This window comes from Shewanella sp. MM_2022_3 (assembly GCF_022557375.1).
In the GTDB taxonomy this organism is placed as follows: Bacteria; Pseudomonadota; Gammaproteobacteria; order Enterobacterales; family Shewanellaceae; genus Shewanella; species Shewanella xiamenensis.
This window is the reverse complement of sequence record NZ_JAKZGV010000004.1, coordinates 1-20,226: the sequence shown is the minus strand read 5'-3', so window position 1 is coordinate 20,226 and position 20,226 is coordinate 1. Positions and strand designations below refer to the sequence as shown.

18 protein-coding genes are annotated in these 20,226 nt (G+C 48.9%); 11 read left to right on the top strand and 7 right to left on the bottom strand.

Features of this window, described 5'->3' with window-relative positions:
- Positions 1 to 51: 51 nt before the first annotated feature.
- Both MMG82_RS03680 and MMG82_RS03675 read right to left on the bottom strand, forming a co-directional pair.
- Positions 52 to 2,181, bottom strand: coding sequence for a cache domain-containing protein (locus MMG82_RS03680; protein ID WP_037423992.1), 2,130 nt, complete (start codon positions 2,179 to 2,181; stop codon positions 52 to 54).
- Complete coding sequence (locus MMG82_RS03675) at positions 2,182 to 3,564, bottom strand: sigma-54 dependent transcriptional regulator (protein WP_037423995.1); 1,383 nt, start codon at positions 3,562 to 3,564, stop codon at positions 2,182 to 2,184.
- Positions 3,565 to 3,848: 284 nt separating this feature from the next.
- On the opposite strand from MMG82_RS03675, the gene MMG82_RS03670 reads away from it, so the two are divergent.
- The 8 genes from MMG82_RS03670 to mutM all read left to right on the top strand — a co-directional run bounded on the left by MMG82_RS03670 (position 3,849) and on the right by mutM (position 10,872).
- Positions 3,849 to 4,673: a substrate-binding domain-containing protein gene (locus tag MMG82_RS03670; RefSeq protein WP_037423998.1), complete on the top strand. Its 825-nt coding sequence runs from the start codon at positions 3,849 to 3,851 to the stop codon at positions 4,671 to 4,673.
- Positions 4,670 to 5,377: an ABC transporter permease gene (locus MMG82_RS03665; protein ID WP_144346365.1), complete on the top strand. Its 708-nt coding sequence runs from the start codon at positions 4,670 to 4,672 to the stop codon at positions 5,375 to 5,377. The genes MMG82_RS03670 and MMG82_RS03665 overlap by 4 nt, the downstream gene beginning before the upstream one ends.
- Before the next feature lie 3 nt (positions 5,378 to 5,380).
- Entirely contained in the window at positions 5,381 to 6,088 is a 708-nt protein-coding gene (locus MMG82_RS03660; protein ID WP_241406475.1) for an energy-coupling factor ABC transporter ATP-binding protein, read from the top strand.
- On the top strand, positions 6,072 to 6,665 hold the full coding sequence (mobA, locus tag MMG82_RS03655; protein WP_047533813.1) for a molybdenum cofactor guanylyltransferase MobA: 594 nt from the start codon (positions 6,072 to 6,074) through the stop codon (positions 6,663 to 6,665). The genes MMG82_RS03660 and mobA overlap by 17 nt, the downstream gene beginning before the upstream one ends.
- A 30-nt stretch (positions 6,666 to 6,695) precedes the next feature.
- Positions 6,696 to 8,495, top strand: coding sequence for a bifunctional molybdopterin-guanine dinucleotide biosynthesis adaptor protein MobB/molybdopterin molybdotransferase MoeA (locus MMG82_RS03650; RefSeq protein WP_047533815.1), 1,800 nt, complete (start codon positions 6,696 to 6,698; stop codon positions 8,493 to 8,495).
- A 16-nt stretch (positions 8,496 to 8,511) separates the two neighbouring features.
- Positions 8,512 to 9,495, top strand: coding sequence for a GTP 3',8-cyclase MoaA (gene moaA / locus MMG82_RS03645; RefSeq protein WP_037424015.1), 984 nt, complete (start codon positions 8,512 to 8,514; stop codon positions 9,493 to 9,495).
- 81 nt (positions 9,496 to 9,576) lie between these two features.
- Entirely contained in the window at positions 9,577 to 10,032 is a 456-nt protein-coding gene (locus tag MMG82_RS03640) for a hypothetical protein (RefSeq protein ID WP_047533817.1), read from the top strand.
- Positions 10,033 to 10,056: 24 nt separating this feature from the next.
- Complete coding sequence (gene mutM, locus MMG82_RS03635; RefSeq protein ID WP_047533820.1) at positions 10,057 to 10,872, top strand: bifunctional DNA-formamidopyrimidine glycosylase/DNA-(apurinic or apyrimidinic site) lyase; 816 nt, start codon at positions 10,057 to 10,059, stop codon at positions 10,870 to 10,872.
- A 61-nt stretch (positions 10,873 to 10,933) separates the two neighbouring features.
- Here the strand turns inward: mutM and MMG82_RS03630 are convergent, their stop codons facing one another.
- Genes MMG82_RS03630 through MMG82_RS03620 form a run of 3 tightly spaced genes read right to left on the bottom strand, consistent with a single transcriptional unit; the run spans position 10,934 to position 14,064 of the window.
- Positions 10,934 to 12,658 carry a glycosyltransferase family 39 protein gene (locus MMG82_RS03630; RefSeq protein WP_241406474.1) on the bottom strand — a complete coding sequence of 575 codons (1,725 nt, stop codon included), beginning with the start codon at positions 12,656 to 12,658 and terminating at the stop codon, positions 10,934 to 10,936.
- A gap of 13 nt (positions 12,659 to 12,671) precedes the next feature.
- Complete coding sequence (locus MMG82_RS03625; protein WP_241406473.1) at positions 12,672 to 13,331, bottom strand: VTT domain-containing protein; 660 nt, start codon at positions 13,329 to 13,331, stop codon at positions 12,672 to 12,674.
- A 1-nt stretch (position 13,332) separates the two neighbouring features.
- Positions 13,333 to 14,064 carry a glycosyltransferase family 2 protein gene (locus MMG82_RS03620; protein ID WP_047533826.1) on the bottom strand — a complete coding sequence of 244 codons (732 nt, stop codon included), beginning with the start codon at positions 14,062 to 14,064 and terminating at the stop codon, positions 13,333 to 13,335.
- A gap of 234 nt (positions 14,065 to 14,298) precedes the next feature.
- On the opposite strand from MMG82_RS03620, the gene MMG82_RS03615 reads away from it, so the two are divergent.
- Complete coding sequence (locus tag MMG82_RS03615; RefSeq protein ID WP_047540075.1) at positions 14,299 to 15,462, top strand: nucleotide sugar dehydrogenase; 1,164 nt, start codon at positions 14,299 to 14,301, stop codon at positions 15,460 to 15,462.
- A 24-nt stretch (positions 15,463 to 15,486) separates the two neighbouring features.
- Positions 15,487 to 16,494, top strand: coding sequence for an NAD-dependent epimerase (locus MMG82_RS03610; protein WP_047533828.1), 1,008 nt, complete (start codon positions 15,487 to 15,489; stop codon positions 16,492 to 16,494).
- A gap of 58 nt (positions 16,495 to 16,552) precedes the next feature.
- Here MMG82_RS03610 and MMG82_RS03605 read toward each other — a convergent pair whose 3' ends face one another.
- Entirely contained in the window at positions 16,553 to 18,025 is a 1,473-nt protein-coding gene (locus MMG82_RS03605) for a capsule assembly Wzi family protein (protein ID WP_172590735.1), read from the bottom strand.
- 66 nt (positions 18,026 to 18,091) lie between these two features.
- The gene (coaD, locus tag MMG82_RS03600) at positions 18,092 to 18,583 is read right to left on the bottom strand and encodes a pantetheine-phosphate adenylyltransferase (RefSeq protein ID WP_011718800.1); all 492 of its coding nucleotides are present in this window, start codon (positions 18,581 to 18,583) and stop codon (positions 18,092 to 18,094) included.
- A 275-nt stretch (positions 18,584 to 18,858) separates the two neighbouring features.
- Between coaD and MMG82_RS03595 the strand changes: the two genes are divergently transcribed.
- The gene (locus MMG82_RS03595; RefSeq protein ID WP_172590736.1) at positions 18,859 to 19,929 is read left to right on the top strand and encodes a glycosyltransferase; all 1,071 of its coding nucleotides are present in this window, start codon (positions 18,859 to 18,861) and stop codon (positions 19,927 to 19,929) included.
- The last annotated feature ends 297 nt before the right edge of the window (positions 19,930 to 20,226 follow it).

Genomic DNA, 20,226 nt, shown 5'->3' with positions numbered 1-20,226 from the left:
GCTTTTTATTCAATAAAGCTCTTTGAACCTTATACTTAACTCGCGCAGAATTTAGATTTCAGCATTATGTCCAGAAAAATGTAAGCCATCGTAAAGGTTGTTTTGTTGATCTTCCTTAGCCTCGTGATACAAGCCAATGGTGAAGATTGAGCCTTTACCTAATACAGAGCTCACCTCTATGGTGCCACCGATGCGCTTAATAATACCGTAGCTGAGCGACAGCCCAAGACCAGTGCCATCTTTACGCGTGGTATAGAAAGGATCAAAAATCCGCCCCAATTGCTCAGGCTCAATCCCAGACCCTTCGTCTTCAACCTCGATTTTGACGCCAATCGGCATATCTTGCTGCACCCAATCATAAGTGCGAACCCAAATGCGTCCCTTACCATCCATCGCATGGGCTGCGTTCACCACAAGGTTAATCAGTACTTGCAGTAACTGCGGGCGATTGACCTGAACAGGGCAACTGGCGTTCAGTTCCGTTATCAGCACAACTTCTTGCTTTTGAATTGAATGCCGCACTAATACCAGCATTTCCTCAATGATCGGCGTGATAGGGTGCATCTCTAAGGGAGCGTTAAACTCTCCCGGGCGACTATATTGCAGTAGGCTACGGATAATAGTGCTTATACGACCAACCTGCTGAATAACTAGATCAATTTCTTCTTTTACGACGTCGGCATTATCACCCAGCTCATAGCGCAGTAACTCCATATTGCCGAGGATAACAGCGGTCGGATTATTGATTTCGTGTGCAATACCAGCGGTTAACTCTCCTAGAGCGGTCAACTTTTCATTAGTCACTAACTGCTGGCGTGTCTCATTGAGTAAAGCGACGTTACGCTGTAGCTCTAAGGTCTTATCTTGCAGGCTACGAGTGCGCTCTTCGACCTTCATTTCGAGCTGTTCGGCAGCGGCCTGAATTTGCGCGTTGCGCCGCTGCAATAGATCGAGCATACGGTCGAACTGCTCGGCAAGATTCGACAACTCGTTATCCCTATCTAACCCCAAGGCACCAATACGCACATTGCGTCCAGACTGCACCGCTTGCACCACATGGTGAATCCGCTCAATCGGCTGCAATAAACTGTAGGCACCGCGGTAAACCAGCAATCCAGAAATAAGCAGCACTAACATCAGAATGGTACCTAACTCAATGATATTAAGCAGGTAGTTATGAATAAAAGGTGACTCCGAAAAACCGGTGTAAATCATCCCAATTCGTTGTCCACGGACATCTTCTAACGGCGCATAGGCAGAAATAAACCAATCATTGTACACAAACGCCCTATCGACCCATAACTCTCCGTGATTTAACACTTTTTCTCGCACTTCCTCCGAGACCAAACTCCCCAGCGCACGCCCTTGGGATTCATTCGGCTGTGGAAAAAAATGCAAAGGAACGTTAGTCGATACCCGAATATTATCGAGAAAAATCGTCACAGTACCAATTGAACGTTCGGGCAAGGTACCCTTGTCGTAGACAAGATCGCGGATATGATCAACGATGCGGGTGTCGCGGTTAAATAACACCCCGCCGTCGAGATACCATGCCACTTTGCCTTCAGTATCGGGGATCGGCAACAAGCTACGGCTGAGCAAACCACGATCCTCAACTTGCTTATTGGGACTTTGTGCCCGCAAGGTCGCTAACAGTGGAATACTCGCTCTTTGCGCTAAATCAGGGTCAATCCGCGCCAAACGTTCACGAGATAACACCATCAGTCCTGAATAAGGCAACATTCCACCCATTTTCGGTAAAATCTGTCGTAAATCAGGATCCGCCGCCGCTTCAGCCACACTGACCAGCCGCAAAAAGTCTAAATCGAGTTGCTGCTTTTGCTCATCAAGAAAACTATCTATGCTCGTCCTATGATCTAATGCACCACTGAGGATCGGCCTAAAATCATTCTGGAATGTCCATGAGGTCATCACTCTTTCTAGCTGTTTTTCTTGGCGAACTTGCACCTGTTGCAGGGTGTTTTCAGCCACAGCCAAATCGGCTTTGACCTTCATAAACAGTTGCTTGCCTGTGTAGCTGATATTCCAGTAAATCGTGATAAACACTAAACTCACCAAAGTGAGCAAAATCGGCAGCAATGTGAGGATCAAAATGCGATAACGCACTTTAGCCTGCATTTGCTGCCAACTAACTCCAAAAAAGTGAGTAAAAAAAGACACTTAAAACTCCTGCTCGTCGCTAACGTCAAACCACTCTTTATATTTGCGATCTAAGGTCTTGCGGGAAACCCCTAAGTCCCGAGCAGCCGCAGATTTATTACCAGAATGCAGATCGACCACACTCGTCACATGGTGTTTTTCCACATCTTTTAATGGCCAATCTAAAGGATAACCCTGCAAAGCCGAAGACTCGGTTTTAACCTGCTGCTTCCAGTACTCCGCTGGCGGTTTGCCGAGCAGAATACAGCGCTCAATCATATTACGCAGTTCGCGGATATTACCCGGCCATTCATGTTGTTGCAGCTTTACCATGTCTTCATGACTCCACACCACTTCACGCACGCCTAATTCAGCAGCCAATTGGCGGGTAAAATGGTGGGTCAATTCGACCACATCTTCCGGACGCTCACGCAGCGGAGGAATAAAAATATCCAGCACATTCAGTCGATAATAAAGATCGCGACGGAAGTTCCCCGCTTCGACTTCATCCATCAGAGTACGGTTAGTTGCCGCAATCACCCGGACATCAATATTGACTTCCTTCTCACTGCCCACGGGGCGAATCGCCTTCTGCTCCAGCACCCTTAACAACGCTGTTTGCATTTTGAGCGGCATCTCGCCAATTTCATCGAGGAAAATCGTACCGCCGGAGGCAAAACTAAATAGGCCTTCACGGTTACCTTTAGCACCAGTAAACGCCCCTGCCGTATGACCAAAGAGTTCACTCTCAAGCAGTTCGGGGGCTATCGAGCCACAGTTAACTGGCACGAAGGGCCCTTGGCGACCGCTGAGTAAATGTAATTGGCGCGCAACTAACTCTTTACCCGTGCCCGATTCGCCTTGAATTAATACCACGGCATTGGTCGGTGCCACGCGCTCTATCACTTGCTTCACCGACTTCATGGCGTCGCTACTCCCTATGATGGTAGAGGAATAGCCGATAGAGACTTCGCGACGCAACATCAAGTTTTCACGGCGCAGCAATCGGCGTTCAATACAACGGTCAACCGCCGACATCATCTGCTCGAGATGGAATGGCTTCATAATGAAATCTGAGGCACCTGCTCGCAGCGCTTTAATCGCCACCTCTAAATCCGCATAGCCGGTCATAAAGATTACATCGGAACGTCGACCTTGCTCATCTAAGGCTTCGTGCCACTCGATACCCGAACGACCGGGTAAGCGGATATCGACAATCAGCAAGTCGAAATGGCAGCGGCTACGTAACTGCTCAGCATCTTCAATACTGCCCGCCGTTTCGACTAAGGCGAATTTCTTCGAGAGCGCCTTATTCAAAAAGCTACGCATCCCCGGCTCGTCATCGACGATCAGGACTGAAACAGCGGAAGGAAGGGGCTTGAGGTTATTATCTATCTGGCTCATAGTGCTCACTTCTGGACATTTTGACTCAATTGCGACCAATTCTAGCATTGAAACTAGACGAATAGGTCACTATGAACCATCAGAAGCATGCGCTGGGACAATTTGTCTGTAAACTATTTGCTGAGCCTGGGATCGAGCTCACAATTTAGATCATGCTGTGAAGGTAAATGCACCATTATTGGTTTGGCATCCTATTTGCTTTCCATCGAACGCATTACAATTTACGGAATCTCCCACTCAGTAGGCAATTGAGTCGGACCCCTATTTTTCGCCAAGGAGTATCCATGCTAAACGTGAAATCCCACATGAAATCTTTACTAGGCTTAGTTGTTGCAGCCAGTATGCTCACAGTGTTACCCGCTCAATCGGCTGAAGTGATTAAGTTAGCCACCACGACCAGTACTGAAAACTCTGGTCTGTTACAAGAATTACTGCCTAAGTTTGAAAGTGCAACAGGCTATAAAGTACAAGTTATCGCCACTGGTACAGGTAAAGCACTGAAACTAGGTGAGCAAGGCGATGTAGATTTAGTGATGACCCACGCACCAAGCGCTGAAGCAAAATTTGTTGCCGATGGTTTTGGTGTTGAGCCACGTGGCATTATGGAAAACGATTTCGTCGTATTAGGCCCTAAAAACGACCCTGCCAAACTGCGTGAAAGCAAAACCGCTGAAGAAGCCTTCGCTAAAATCGCCAAATCTGGCTTACCTTTCTTATCTCGTGGTGACAACTCTGGCACTCACATCAAAGAGCTAGAAGTATGGAAAGCCGCAGGCGTGACTCCTGACTTCAAAGGTTACACTTCAGTCGGTCAAGGCATGGGTAAAACCCTGCTGATGGCAAACGAATTACAAGGTTACACTCTATCTGACCGTGGTACTTTCGTAGCGTACAAAACGAAGTTGGACTTAGGTGTGGATTTTGATGGTGGAAAAACCCTAGCGAACCCATACCAAGTGATTCTGATCAACCCAGCGAAATACCCAGATCTGAACCACAAAGGCGCAAAAGCCTTCAGTGACTGGCTGATCAGCAAAGAAGGTCAAAGCATGATCAACAACTTCAAAGTTGAAGGCGAGCAACTGTTCAAGGCAACCTATAGCGAATGAACGAAGGCTGGCTAGCACTGTTACAGCAGGCGTTAAGCCTGCTGTTTTCATTGGACCCCGACGTTTGGTCCATCATTTCTGTCTCGTTTTCGGTTTCGTTCGCGGCACTTCTCATTACCTTAGTCCCGTCGATGGTGCTCGGTTTTGTGTTGGCGTTTGCCCATTTCCCTGGAAAGTGGTTTGTCACCAACTTAGTGCAGACACTGCAATCGATTCCCACCGTAGTGATCGGCCTTCTGGTGTACCTCATCTTGACCCGCAACGGCCCGCTTGGGGATTTAAAGTGGCTGTTTACTCAAGAGGGGATGATCCTCGGCCAAATGCTGATTTGCGCCCCAGTGATGATCGCCATGAGCCAAGCTGCATTCACCAGTGTCGATCGCCGTGCATGGGAAACCTCACGCACCTTAGGCGCCTCTTGGTTTAGCGCGGTCTGGACCGTGTGTCGCGAACTGCGTATGCCGTTATTGCTGGCAATTGTCGCGGCCTTTAGCCGTATTCTCACCGAAGTCGGCTGTTCTATGATGGTCGGCGGCAACATTTTAAACGTAACACGTAATATCCCGACGGCTATCGCACTGGAAACCAGTAAAGGCGATTTCGCCCAAGCTATCGCCCTCGGATTAGTGCTGCTAATCTTGGCCTTGATCCTCAACTTTGCCTTAGGTAGTTTACGCGGCAAAGAAACGCCAAGGAGCCATTAACTTATGACCCAAGCCAAACTGATCGCCCGTGACTTGGAAATGTCCTTTGGCTCGCGCTTATTATTCAAAGCCCATAGCCTAGAGTTGTGCCAAGGGAACGTCATTTATTTGCAGGGTGACAACGGCTCGGGCAAGTCGACCCTAATGAAGATCCTCGCGGGTTTACAGCCGCCATCTCAGGGCAAGATTGAAGTTAGCGGCTTTAAAAAGGACGCATGGTGGACACGTAACCCTTTGCTCGGCAAAGCCGTTTACCTCCACCAACATCCCTATCTATTCGATGGTACAGTCAATTACAACCTGACCTACGGGCTCCCCTTTGCGGCCTCAAAAACCGAGGCCAAACGCAGAATAGGCCAAGCAATTGAAATGGCCCAACTAGGCTCGCTATTACAAGCCAGAGCCAGCAATTTATCCGGCGGCGAAAGACAACGCCTCGCCATCGCCCGCGCTTGGATATTGCAGCCAAAGTTACTGATGCTCGATGAGCCGACCTCCAATATGGATAAGGACTCCCAAGCCTTAGTGCTGCAAATGATCCAACAGCTCAAACAGCAAGGGACGGGAATGCTATTAAGCAGCCACCAAAACTGTGCGCTCACCGCCATTTGCGAGCAGCAGTGGCACATTGCAGACCAACAGGTGATAACCTCCCATCAGCAAACGCCCACAAACTCCACACAGGGATCTTTATATGTCGTTGCAAATTGATGCGGTTATTCTTGCCGGTGGTATGGCACGCCGTATGGGCGGGGACGATAAAGGCCTCGTCGAGCTAAACGGCAAGGCCATGATAGAACACACTATCGAACGGATAAAACCTCAGGTTAAGGAGATCCTGATCAACGCAAATCGTAACCAAACACGCTATGCTGAGTTCGGTTTTACGGTGTTGAGCGATGAGCATACTGGGTTTCTCGGCCCCTTGGCGGGCATGATCACCGCTATGGGTCACACCCAAGCAGACTATCTGCTCGTGGTGCCCTGCGATTGTCCGCTACTCCCGCGGGATTTAGTCGCCCGCTTATTAACCGCCATTGAGGCAAACGGCGCTGAACTTGCCGTGGCCAGCGATGGGAAACGTGAGCAGCCGGTGGTGATGTTACTAAAGCCGAGCCTGCGCGAGTCGATGACCGCCTTTCTCGAAGCGGGTGAGCGTAAAATTGATTTTTGGTATGCCAAACATCGCTATGCCGTGGCGGCCTTTGCCGATCAACCCAATGCCTTCGTCAATGTGAACACGCCAGAACAAAAACAACGACTGGCAGCAGAGATAAACCAAAGCTAAGGCTTCAAATTTCCCAGATTAGAGGTGCAAATGAGTACTCCCTTCGTCAATCCGCTATCTATTCCCGTTCTCGGATTTTGTGCCTATAGCGGCACGGGGAAAACCACCCTACTCAAGCAATTGATCCCCGAATTAAATCAGCGCGGCCTGCGTCTGGCGGTGATCAAACATGCTCACCACAATTTCGATGTCGATATCCCAGGTAAAGACAGCTACGAGATGCGAAAAGCTGGCGCACGGCAAATGTTAGTCGCCTCCCATGTGCGTTGGGCGCTGATGACCGAAGATGCCCGCGATGGCGACCCAGAGTTAGTCCACCTACTCAAACAAATTGAAGCCGATAAAGTCGATATCGTCTTAGTCGAAGGCTTTAAAAAACTCACATTACCGAAAATTGAGCTGCACCGCGCCGCCCACGGCAAGCCGTTTATCTATACCCAAGACGACAATATTCTCGCCATCGCTTGCTGTGATGACACCGAGCTACCGAGCGAGCTAAGAAGACTCGACCTTAACAATGTCGCGCAAATTGCTGACTTTGTGATGGAATATGCCAATAGCTGGCAAGCCCCTAACCCCGCATTACCGTTCGCAACTGTCGATGCCTGCACCTTGGGCAGCGATAAAAACCTGAGCGTGAGCCAAGGGTTAGCGCAGATTTTATCCCATGTCACGCCGGTCACAGAGGTGGAAGACATAGGCTTAGACGATTTAGATTATCGCGTGCTCGCCCGCGACAGCATTTCGCCCGTGGATGTACCGCAGCAAACCAACTCGGCGATGGATGGTTATGCCTTCGCCTATCAAGATCCGCTGCCTGCAAGCTTCACCTTAGTCGGAGAGGTCCTCGCCGGACATCAATATTCGGGCATTCTTAAGGCAGGAGAGACTGTTCGCATAATGACGGGTGCGCCCGTGCCCGCTGGCGCCGATACTGTTCAACCTCGAGAGCTAGCTAACGAGGCCAATGCCAAGGTCAGTTTTGAAGGCCGCATTCAGCAGGGCCAACACGTTCGCCTTGCGGGTGAAGACATTGGCCAAGGCCAAGTCGCACTCACACAGGCCACGCGCCTAAGCGCCGCCGAGCAAGGCTTATTAGCCTCCCTCGGCCTTAACCGTGTGACGGTTTATCGCCGTCCAACAGTAGCCGTGTTTTCAACCGGGGATGAAGTCAGCCAACCCGGCGAAGCACTGAATCCAAACTGTATTTATGACTCAAACCGTTACACCATCAAAGCGATGGCAAAACGTTTAGGTTGTGACGTCATTGACTTAGGCATTATCGAAGACTCCGAAAGCGCTCTCGAAGCCACCTTAACCAAGGCTGCGGCGCAGGCCGATGTGGTGATTAGCTCTGGCGGGGTTTCCGTTGGCGATGCCGACTACATCAAGGCCGTGCTGGCACGCCTTGGCAATATCGACTTCTGGCGGATCAATATGCGCCCTGGTCGCCCACTCGCCTTTGGTAAGGTCGGCGATAGCCTATTCTTCGGCTTGCCCGGCAATCCGGTGGCGGTGATGGTGTCGTTCCTGCAATTTGTGCAACCTGCACTGCGTAAGCTCGCAGGCGAAACAAACTGGCAGGCACCATTATTCCCAGCGATTACCGATGAAACCCTGCGAAGCCGCACGGGCCGCACTGAGTTTATCCGCGGCATTTATCGCCTCGGTCATGATGGCCGGCAGCACGTGACCAGCACTGGTAACCAAGGTTCTGGCATGCTCAGCTCTATGGTCAAAGGCAATTGCCTTATCATCATTGGAGATGATGCTGAGGTGGTGAATGCGGGTGAAACCGTGTTTATTCAACCTTTTGCCGATCTTCTATAAGAGCCACTGAGTCCCTATGAGCCAACTTGTAGATGCCTTTGGCCGTCAGGTCGAATATTTACGACTCTCAGTGACAGATCGCTGCGACTTCCGTTGTGTCTACTGCATGACCGAAGATCCCTGCTTCTTGCCCAAGGACCATGTACTGCACCTCGAAGAGTTGGCTTGGATTGCCCAAGCCTTTACTGAACTGGGGGTGACCAAAATTCGCCTCACCGGCGGCGAGCCGCTAGTGCGTAGCGATTGCGATCAACTGGTGCACTTACTTGGCAAGCTCCCAGGGCTCAAAGATTTATCGATGACCACCAACGGCTCTAGACTCAGTAAGTTTGCCAAACCTATGTTTGATGCGGGTCTTAAGCGTTTAAATATCAGCTTAGATACCCTTAACCCCGAACTATTTACCCAACTGACACGCAACGGCAAATTAGCACGCGTTATCGAAGGCATTGATGCGGCCATTGCCGCAGGTTTTACGCGCATAAAAATCAATGCCGTGATCCTCAAACAGCAAAACGATCATGAAGTCATCGATCTGGTTAACTTTTGCCGCGACCGCAAGCTCGATATCGCCTTTATTGAAGAAATGCCGCTGGGTGAAATGGATGAACGCAAACGCATGCGCCATTGCAGCAGTGATGAAGTTAAGGCCATGATTAGCGAGCATTATCCACTACAACTCTCCAATAAACGCACAGGCGGACCCGCGCGTTACTACAAGATGGTCGATAGTCCAATTCACATCGGCTTTATCTCACCCCATAGCCATAATTTTTGCCACGAGTGTAATCGGGTGCGCGTTACCGTAGAGGGACAGCTATTGCTCTGTCTGGGTAATGAGCACTCCGTTGATTTAAAAAGCATTATAAGAGAGTTCCCCGGCGATATTGAACGGCTAAAAACCGCCATTCTCCATGGTATTAAGCGCAAACCTCAGCAGCATGTATTCGATAATAACGAAGTACAAATTCTGCGTTTTATGAACGCCACCGGCGGTTAACCTCCTCACCTCAGGGCTAGCATCTCAATTTTGCCGTGATACACTCATGGCATTAGTCCTATTTTTTGTGTCACTCTTCCTATGGCGCTTACTCGTAAACAGTGGAATAACATCATTATTCTTGCCTGCGTGTTTATCATTGGCGTGCTCACGTTTATGGATAAGAAAACCCAAAATGTGCCCAGTGATGCGCAACGGCTATTTGATGATAATGCCCCGCTGGCTCAGTTGCAGTTGGATGGTATTTGGCTGCACAAACAAACTTCAAACTGGGAATGCGATCCACAAGTACTCAACTGTGAGCAATGGGCAAAGGCTTGGCAAGGCTTAAGGGTCTCGCCCTTCAATGACGCGCCACAACCCACTGGCAAACCTCAGGAGCTGGTGATCCAAATTACCGATATTCGTCAATCACAGCGCTGGATTTATTTCCCCGATGAAGGCGTCCTTAAATCTCCCGCGAGCAACTGGTACTTAGTGCCACCGAGCTTAAGGACGGGTTTACAGCCAATCCTCGATGCGAAACCTGCACGTTAATCTATTGAATAAAAGAAGCCAATCATGCCGGAATTACCAGAAGTCGAAGTCACCCGTCAGGGGATAACCCCTTACTTAGTCGATCAAACCGTGGTTGACCTCGTTGTGCGGAACGCCTCACTGCGTTGGCCCGTTCCCGAACTTGCCAAACAGATCATCGGCCAAACCATACGCCAAGTGCGCCGCCGTGCTAAGTATCTGCTCATCGATACCGATGCCGGCACCAGCATAGTGCACTTGGGAATGTCGGGCAGCCTAAGGATCCTGCCCCACGACACGCCAGTGGAGAAGCATGACCATATCGATCTCGTTCTCGCCAATGGCCGCATTCTGCGCTTTAACGACCCAAGACGCTTCGGCGCTTGGTTATGGTGCCAATTGCCAGAGGAAGCCCATCCGCTGCTGGAAAAACTCGGGCCAGAACCTCTGACCGATGCCTTTAATGTCAATCAGTTAGCTGCCGCACTGGCGGGCAAGAAAAAGGCCATCAAACTCTGCCTGATGGATAATCATATTGTGGTGGGTGTGGGAAATATTTACGCCAACGAAGCACTGTTTGCCGCAGGGATACACCCCGAGGCGGAGGCAGGCAAGATAGATATTGAACGCTTAATGGTACTGGTTGCTGAAGTGAAACAAATCCTCGCACACGCCATCAAGCAGGGCGGCACCACGCTTAAGGACTTCACCAATGCCGAGGGTAAACCCGGCTATTTCGCCCAAAAGCTGCATGTTTACGGCCGCGGCGGCGAAACCTGCACTCAGTGCGGCAATCTACTCAGCGAAATCCGCCTTGGTCAACGCAGCACAGTGTTTTGCAGCATCTGCCAGACGCGTTAATCTCGCTCATAAAAATGCCTGCTATTGCAGGCATTTTTAGCTTCTTCGATATGGTGTTTGATTACTCTTTTAACCAACGGCCAGGATGATCGGTAAAGTAACGGTACTCACGCTCTGGCGCTTGGCACTGAGGCTTAAGTTCCGCAGCGGATAACAAAATCCACTCGTCACGGTGGGCAATCCCCATACTCTTACCGCCTTTAATATCGAAACAACTCAGCTCGGCACCGCTAGGTGCTAGCACATAACGCTGTTTGTTCTCCAGCATCCATTGCCACGCGTTACGCTCCTGCTCTTCTACTGGCGCGAGATAACTAAAATGCGTCACACTCATGGGCGAGAACAGAATAAATTGCTCTTTAAAGTTTACTAACCCAAGCTCGGCATCCTCACCTATCACTTCGGCGGTATGTAGCATCAGGCTTCTGGGGGTGCGCATTTCATCAAGCATAGCGTAACCCCAAGTGCTCACCAGCACCCAGCCCAAGGCTGAAACTAACCCCACTTTCACCAGTGCAAACTGACGACGCGCCAGCCACAGCAAGGCACACCAAAGCACCCCGAGCAAAATAAATAAGTAACTAATGCTAGTGAGATCATCGGTATAATCCGCCAGCGCTTTGACAAGTGCAGGGTGATGGATAAATGCCAGCACGCCGGCCACTAACACGAGTGCGCCCAAGAACCACAGCACACCAGTGACCAGTTTTTCAAACCAAGCTTTGGGTGAAACACTCGTTAATACCGCTGACGCCGCCAAGGCCAACATAGGTAATGCGGGCAGAATATACACGTTGCGCTTGCCCGGGCTGATACTGAAAAACAGCACCACGAGCCCGACCCAAATCAGCAGAATCGCGATGGTGGGATCGGCCTTCACCTTTTGCAGCCACTGTTTCCAATAGGCGACCACCAGCAACGAAATCGGGAACCACATCCAAGGGATCACGCTCAGCACGAAGAAATACCAAGGCTTGATATGGTGCCAAGCATTGACGTAACGCTCGCCCGTTTGCTTAAACAAAATGTTATTTTGATAGGCCACCATCTCGGGAGTGCCATGGGCTTGAACCGTCATCACCATTGGCACTAACCAACAGGCAATCACGGCCAGCATGGCCAACGGCCCCGCGAGGCAAAGCCAAGTTAAGCGCCCCTCAAAACGGGTCTTATCTTTGAAGGCGTAAATCCCAATCGGAATGAGCAACAATAGGGGCAAAAAACCAACCCCCTTAGTGATCACCCCAAGCCCCATAAATGCCCAACCGATAAAATACCAATGCCACTTAGGCCCAAGCATAAAATGTCTGATTAATCCGTAACATCCCACGGTTATCCAACACATCACCATGGCATCTATCTGGGCATTTTTCGCCTGCATTAAAAATTGCGGCACGATGAGGAGCAATAAAGCGGCGTTGCGCCCAACCCGCACATTCCACAATCTGGCACCCAAATCATAGACAAGGAATACCGTCAGCAAGCCACAGAGGGCATTGGGGAGTAAAAAGGAGAATTTTAACGACCCCGTTAGTTGATAAAACAGGGCAATCGCCCACATAAATACTGGTGGTTTATCGGGATAATATTCCCCGCCCCGGGTAGGGAATAGCCATTGACCCGAGGCCACCATCTCCCGCGCGACCTCAACAAACCGCGGCTCGTCGGCTGGCCAAGGGGAACGAAAACCAATGCCAACCAGCAAGATCAGCAAACTCATCAACAGCAGCGGCCAGAGTACTTGGTAATAATCTTCGCTATTGAAACGACGATTCAATGCATCCATTCCTAATCCCTATTTAGTGTTCCAATTCATCCACCTGCTTACGCAGGCTAGAACGGTAAAGGTAAGCACCGATAAGACTCGAGATAATAAACAGCCCGATACTGATCCCCAGTTGGTTATGATCAGACAAGCCAATACCCGCACCCGCAAAACTAAAAATCAACATCTGCGGTAAATAACCCAGCATACTGCCAAATAAAAATCCCCCGGGGGAAATATGCGTCGCTCCCGCAAACAGGTTTGTCAGCAGATTACTGCCTACGGGCAACAGGCGGATCATTAAGACTTTTAACCAAGTCCGATGAATGATCAGCGCCTCAAATTTTTGCAAGCGATGGCCAAAACGTCGCTGGAGGCTACTGCGTATCGTCAATCTCGCGGTATAAAACGCCAGCACACAGCCAAGCAATGCCGCTAAGGTGGAAAATAAGCCACCATAAATACCACCTAAAGCAAAACCAAACACAAAGGCGATCACCTGCCTTGGTCCACCGACAGCGGTAAATAGTGCGCCCACGGCTAGTAAAGCCATTAACGCATAGTTTCCTTCCGCTTTAATAAAGTGCGCCACCCAATTGCTATCGGTCACATGCTCGAATAACCCTTGCTGGGCCGCAAACATTAACACCAGCAAAATAAAGACGATAAACACCGCCTTATAGAGTCGCTTCATCTTAATCGTGCCAGCGGGTTTCGCTACGGGCGACCTTAGCGATTTTCGCCCTGCGACCGAGCCACATGACGCCCATGATGTCGACAATCCCGACCCAGACCCGATTCCAAGCGGTATATTTAGACACCCCAACTTGGCGATCTCTATGATTCACCACAGAAATAAATACCTCTCCCCCCATGCGGCGCACGAGTGCAGGGATATATCTGTGCATATGGTCGAAGTAAGGCATACGAAGGAAGGTTTCACGGGGGAAGAGTTTTAGGCCACAGCCGGTATCGGGTACGCCATCGTGTAACAGTGCATCACGCACTTTATTAGCAAAGCGGGACTGGAATCGCTTCCACGCCGTGTCTTTACGGTTTTTGCGGTAACCGGCAATACAAAAGTGTTCGGCATGTATTTGCGGCAGTTGTGTCAACATGGCGGGAATATCCGCAGGGTCGTTTTGCCCATCGGCATCTAAGGTAACGATGTATTTACCGCGGGCATGTAAAACGCCTGTAAATATTGCGGTACTTTGGCCAGTACTGCGCTCGTGACGAATAGCTTTTGCGTTGCACTGCATCAGTTCAGCGGTATCGATGACTTCACCAAAAGTGTCATCTTGGCTACCGTCATCGACGACCAGAATTTCAAACTCAGTCATCCCTTGCAGGGCTTGGCATATCTCTTCCATTAATGGGCCAATATTGCCCACCTCATCTTTTGCGGGGATGACAACTGAAATCACATTAATACTCCAGCGTTTATGACCATAAATACGGTAACATAGGATTGTTGCAAAATAAAAATCTGCATTGATAGGATGTTATGAATTAAACCGTATGCAAGACCAGCATTGTATAGGCGTAAAATGCAAGAAAAGAGTACTTAATTTGGAACTGTGGATTTCATCGAAATGACATATTTTATCGCCACAGAAAATGCTAGGTTAGATAACTACATGCCAAACTTTATTGAATCTATGAACATAGTTGTGGTTGGAATGGGCTATGTCGGCCTATCAAATGCGGTGTTGCTCGCGCAGCAAAACCAAGTGACTGCTATTGATCTGATGCCTGAACGAGTCAAATTGGTCAATGACCGAAAATCAACCGTCGCGGACAACCTGATTGAAGAATACCTGTGCAATAGTGTCTTAAATCTGCGCGCCACGATGGACAAAAACGCAGTCAAAGACGCCGATTTTGTCATTATTGCCACCCCGACTGACTATGATCCGCAAACCAACTACTTTAATACTCAATCGGTCGAAAATGTCGCCAAGGAAGTCCTCGCCCTGAATCCCGACACGACGATTATTATTAAATCGACTGTACCCGTCGGCTTTACTGCGAGTTTGAGAACCAGATTAAATAGCGAGAACATTCTGTTCTCACCCGAGTTTTTACGCGAGGGCCAAGCTCTTTACGATAACCTTCACCCCTCTCGTATCATTGTGGGTGAACGTTCAGTTCGCGCCCAAACCTTTGCAACCCTTCTTGCTAATGCGGCGATTAAACAAGATATTCCGATTTTGCTCACCGACAGCACCGAGGCAGAAGCGATAAAGTTATTTGCCAATACATTTTTAGCCATGCGCGTCGCCTATTTTAATGAGTTGGACACCTATGCTGAAAGTCGTGGACTTAACACCCGCCAGATTATCGAAGGCGTATGTTTAGATCCGCGCATCGGCGATTACTATAACAATCCCTCCTTCGGTTACGGTGGTTACTGCCTGCCAAAGGATACTAAGCAATTACTCGCAAACTATAACGATGTGCCCAACAATCTGATCAGCGCCATTGTCGATGCTAACACTACCCGTAAAGATTTTATTGCCGATGCCATTATCCGTAAGCAGCCTAAGCGAGTGGGGATTTACCGATTGATCATGAAGTCAGAGTCGGACAACTTCCGAGCCTCTGCGGTGCAAGGTGTGATGAAACGCATTAAAGCTAAAGGGATTGAAGTCGTGGTCTATGAACCAGTCTTAAAGGAAAACGAATTCTTTAAATCAACCGTTATCCGCAATTTAGAAGAATTTAAAGCCATGTGTGATGTCATCGTCACGAATCGCATGGCCAGTGAACTCGAAGATGTTGCCGATAAGGTTTACACTCGAGATCTGTTCCATCACGACTAAGCGTCCCCAACACCAAGGTTTACCATGAAATACTTAGTCACAGGCGCGGCAGGGTTTATCGGCGCCAACGTCAGTAAGCGCCTCTGCGCAATGGGCCATGAGGTGGTCGGGATTGATAACCTCAATGACTACTATGATGTTGGATTAAAACTCGCACGGCTGGCACCACTCGAAGCGTTAAGCAATTTCCGTTTTATCAAACAGGACTTAGCCGACAGAGAAGGCATAGCAACACTATTTGCGCAGCAGGGTTTCCAACGTGTTATCCATCTCGCCGCGCAGGCTGGAGTGCGCTACTCCCTCGATAATCCCCTCGCCTATGCCGATAGCAATTTAGTCGGACATCTCACGATATTAGAGGGGTGTCGCCACCATAAGATTGAGCATCTAGTGTATGCCTCTTCATCCTCTGTCTACGGCTTGAATCAAAAGATGCCATTTTCGACCGAGGATAGCGTCGATCATCCGATATCCCTGTATGCGGCGACCAAGAAAGCCAACGAGTTAATGTCGCACACTTACTCGCATCTCTATCAGTTACCCACCACAGGCCTGCGCTTTTTTACTGTGTATGGCCCCTGGGGACGACCCGATATGGCCTTGTTTAAATTCACTAAAGCGATACTCGCCAGTGAAACGATTGATGTGTATAACCATGGCGATCTCAGCCGTGATTTCACCTATATCGACGATATCGTTGAGGGCATTATTCGGGTACAAGATAAGCCACCTAGCTCAACTCCTGACTGGCATATTGAAACAGGCACACCCGCCAATAGCAGCGCGCCCTATCGCGTATTCAACATAGGTAATGGCAGCCCGGTGCAATTGCTCGACTTTATTACCGCACTCGAGCGCGCGCTTGGCATCGAGGCGAAAAAGCAATTTTTACCCATGCAGCCAGGTGATGTGCATTCCACTTGGGCCGATACCGAAGATCTATTTAAGGCCGTGGGATACAAACCCCAAGTCGATATCAATACTGGGGTGAGCAGATTTGTCGAGTGGTACCGCGCGTTTTACGCAAAGTAAGCTCTCTGAGAAAATAAAGAGTCCTGCTGATTAGCAGGCCTCTTTATTGGATTAGCGCTTAAAAACGATATTCAAAACTGCTAAAGAAAGTCGCATTAGTATCGTTTTCTTGTACATCAAATTCCGATCTCGAGACTGTGCCCCCCAAACTCCACATGCCCTTCCACACCGGCATACGATAGGAAAGTTCCAGCATCAGTAAGTCTTCCTTCGGTGGCTGTGGCGCCCATGTGGTCGCCACGTTGGTGCCGTCTTTATTCAACTTGGCATAACGCAGTAGCGAGGTAAAACCGCGACTGTTATGGAACTGACCAACCAAACCAAACACAAAGACTTGAGCATCGCTATCATAGGTCGAGCCTAAAGCTCTGCCGTAGTAACGCGCTCCACTGAGGTAAACAGGATCTTCATAGAAACAGTTAGGCTTGCCATCACATTCGACAAAGGTATCCGAGTATTCCATAAACAGCTTGAACTGTTTACCTGATGTGCCGAAATGAGTATCTATACCCCAGAGTGAGCCGCAATCGCTGCCGTTTTCGCAGCTGCGTTCAAGGTACAAACCAACGGGAATATCTTGCCAAGTATCTGCATAGCGTAAATCGATGCTCTGAGTTCTATGGCCCGCGTCACGACGTTGTTCGGCAAGACAAGAATCTGAACCGTCGATACAAACAGCATTGCCCGCCACCGAATCCCACCAGGAATCGAAGTCGCAATTTTGCCCTTCACCGCAAAAGAGTGTCGACCAAGACAGACCAATTTCTAGCTGCTGAAGGGGTTTGGCGGTGAAACGCATATCCCATTCAGCCGTTTTAGGCACGGCACGCTCTTTTTCAGCCATGCTAAAACCGGTCTTGAAGGTCCAAGGACCAATCCAAGATAACAATGGCGTTTCGAAGGCGGCGGCATTATTGCGGCTGAGCGACAGTGACTGCATAGGACGCGCGTTATTAGAGCGATGGAGTGATGAATCGAATCCTGGGCCCCACCATTGCTCAACCGTACCTAAGGTGGCAATCCAGTTCCCCATGATCACCGCAAAATAAGACTCATCGAGGCGGAAGTTCTTGTTATCTTGCGGATCATACGTCTCGGCAACTGTGGTTTTATAGGCCACACGTGAGCCTAAATATTCGTAGGAGGCTTTAACCTCGCCCTTTTCACGGTAGTCGGAGCCATAATGCTGGAAGCGAGCAGGATCGGTCGCCCCCGAGAGTTTAACCCTAGCATTGCCGCGATTATCGACGGCATTTTGATAGTAAAAGTTAACTCGGGCAAAGGCTTGCACTAATCGGGGAGACAATAGCTCGGGTTCGACTTTCGCTAAGTCACCACCAATTCCCGACCACATCAAGGGAAAGGTATTCACAGGCACACGGATCACGCCCGCATCGGCTAGTGCTTGAATATCGGCTCTTAAATAAATGTCCGAGGCATCCACCCAAGGGGCGGCAGCAACGGAAGCAGAAAACAGTAAACCAGATGCAACGCTAGCAGCGAGGATAGTGGGGGTCAAAAAAGCCTTCATAACATCCTTTTCATTATCATCGCGAGGCTTGATGCCTCAAAGGTTTTATAGAAATACTCAGCCTTATCAGGCTTTTGCGAGGTTAAGCTTGGCGGTCAACGCGCTTGCTACCTCAGGGTGTACAAATTGACTCACATCACCGCCATGCAGCGCGACTTCCTTCACTAGGGTGGAAGAAATAAAGGAATTTTCTTCGGCCGGTGTTAAAAACACGCTCTCAAGATCTGGGCTTAATCTACGATTCATATTGGCCAATTGGAACTCATACTCAAAGTCAGACACTGCACGCAAACCACGCACCAGCACGCTCGCACGCTGTTCCTTGGCAAAATCCACCAGCAAGCCCGAAAAACCAACCACTTCGACATTATCCAAATGCGCAGTGACACGATTCACCAGCTCAACGCGCTCCTCGAGGGTAAATCTAGGTTGCTTGGATGGATTGGCTGCAATACCAATAATCACATGCTTAAACAACTTAGCCGCACGCTCAATCAAATCGGCATGACCATTGGTAATGGGATCAAACGTCCCAGGATAAATTGCTCTTGTATGCACTTTGCTGGCTCGACTCAGATAAATACCTAAAAATCATTGCCGCCAGTCTACTCGTTTTAGCCACTTGAGTGAATCTTCCAGATAAAAACCACCCAAAATCCTATTAAAAATTGAAATACTGGCAAGAATTCCTCGGATTAAGCCCATGTAAAGGCATGAACTGATATAATGCCGACTCGCAATATATTGGATTAAGTAGGCAATGGTTTTCATCCAACCGAGGAGGATTAAAACCATACTGCAACCGATTAAGTCCACGTAATCAGAGCACTTATATGAAAAAAATCGCCATTTTTTGCCATAACTTTTTCTCGAATGGCACGGTCAAAATTGCCTTATCTCAGGCCGAAGTGCTGCAGGAAGCCGGGCAAGATGTTCACCTCTTTGTGTTCCATAAAGAGGGAGATTTTATGCCGCCAGAAAATGTGACGATTCATTACCTGTATGACGCCGGCCAAAAGCCAAGCCTACAGGAACAAAGACAACGCCTGAAGGCCAAGGTGGCCGAAGCGGAACAATCGGGTAAGTTCTCGCTATTTTTAAGTAACTCGACCGACTGCGATGTCGTTGTATCGGGTTGCGACTTCGAACCCTGCTACTACTTTTGCCACTGCGCCCTTAAGCAAGAGCTATTGATGGAATTAAAGCGCGGTCCAGTGCATTTCTGGCGCCGCTGGAAAAAAGCCAAGGCACTGATAGGCAAAAAAATCATCACAGTTTCCAATGGCATCGCCGATGAGCTCAGAGCCACTTCCTGGCTCAAACCACAAAGCGTTCAGACCATCTATAACCCCTTTAGATTGGAGGAGATCCGCAAGAAGACTCAAGAAGAAATTGCCGAGATCCCAAGCGAGCCTTATATGATCCATGTCGGCCGCGTGACACGGCAAAAGCGCCACGATATTTTGTTTAAGGCACTTAGGGATATGCCAACAGCCCCTAAACTTGTCCTGCTGTGCAACCGCCCCAAAAAGGCGCGCAAACTGGCCAAGAAATACGGTGTCGAACACAGAATCATCACTCCAGGGTTTCAACACAATCCCTACGCCTGGATTGCCAAGGCCGAGTTGATGTTACTCAGCTCAGATTTTGAAGGCTTACCGACCGTTGTAATTGAGTCTTTAGCCTGTGGAACGCCTGTCGTCAGTACGGATTGCCCCCACGGGCCCAATGAAATTCTCACAGGCCATTTAGCACAATATCTCGTCCCCGTTCGCCAACCCGCGCTGCTGGCACAAAAGGCACTAGAGTGCTTAGCCTCACCACCTGCTTTAGACAATCTAGAAATATTAAAGGCAGTAGATAGCCAATATATTGCCGCTCAATATATTAACTTAGCGCAATAAATTACCATTTTAATTAGAACGCCATTTCTTATATTGGCGTTTTAATTAAAATTGCAACAAATTGATACGGAATGGGTGCGCATTAAATATTTATACAACAATTGTATCAATTATGTTTTTAATTCAATTAATCACCCTAATGCTTTTATTAAACTCATACAAATTAAACACATTTAAAAAACCTAGCTATATAAAACTCCGTTCTGTATTAATAAAATAATTATTTAATTGATCGGAAGAATTAAAAACCTCAAAATACTCGTCTTCGAATAAATTTGTCTCACAAATGGACGTTGT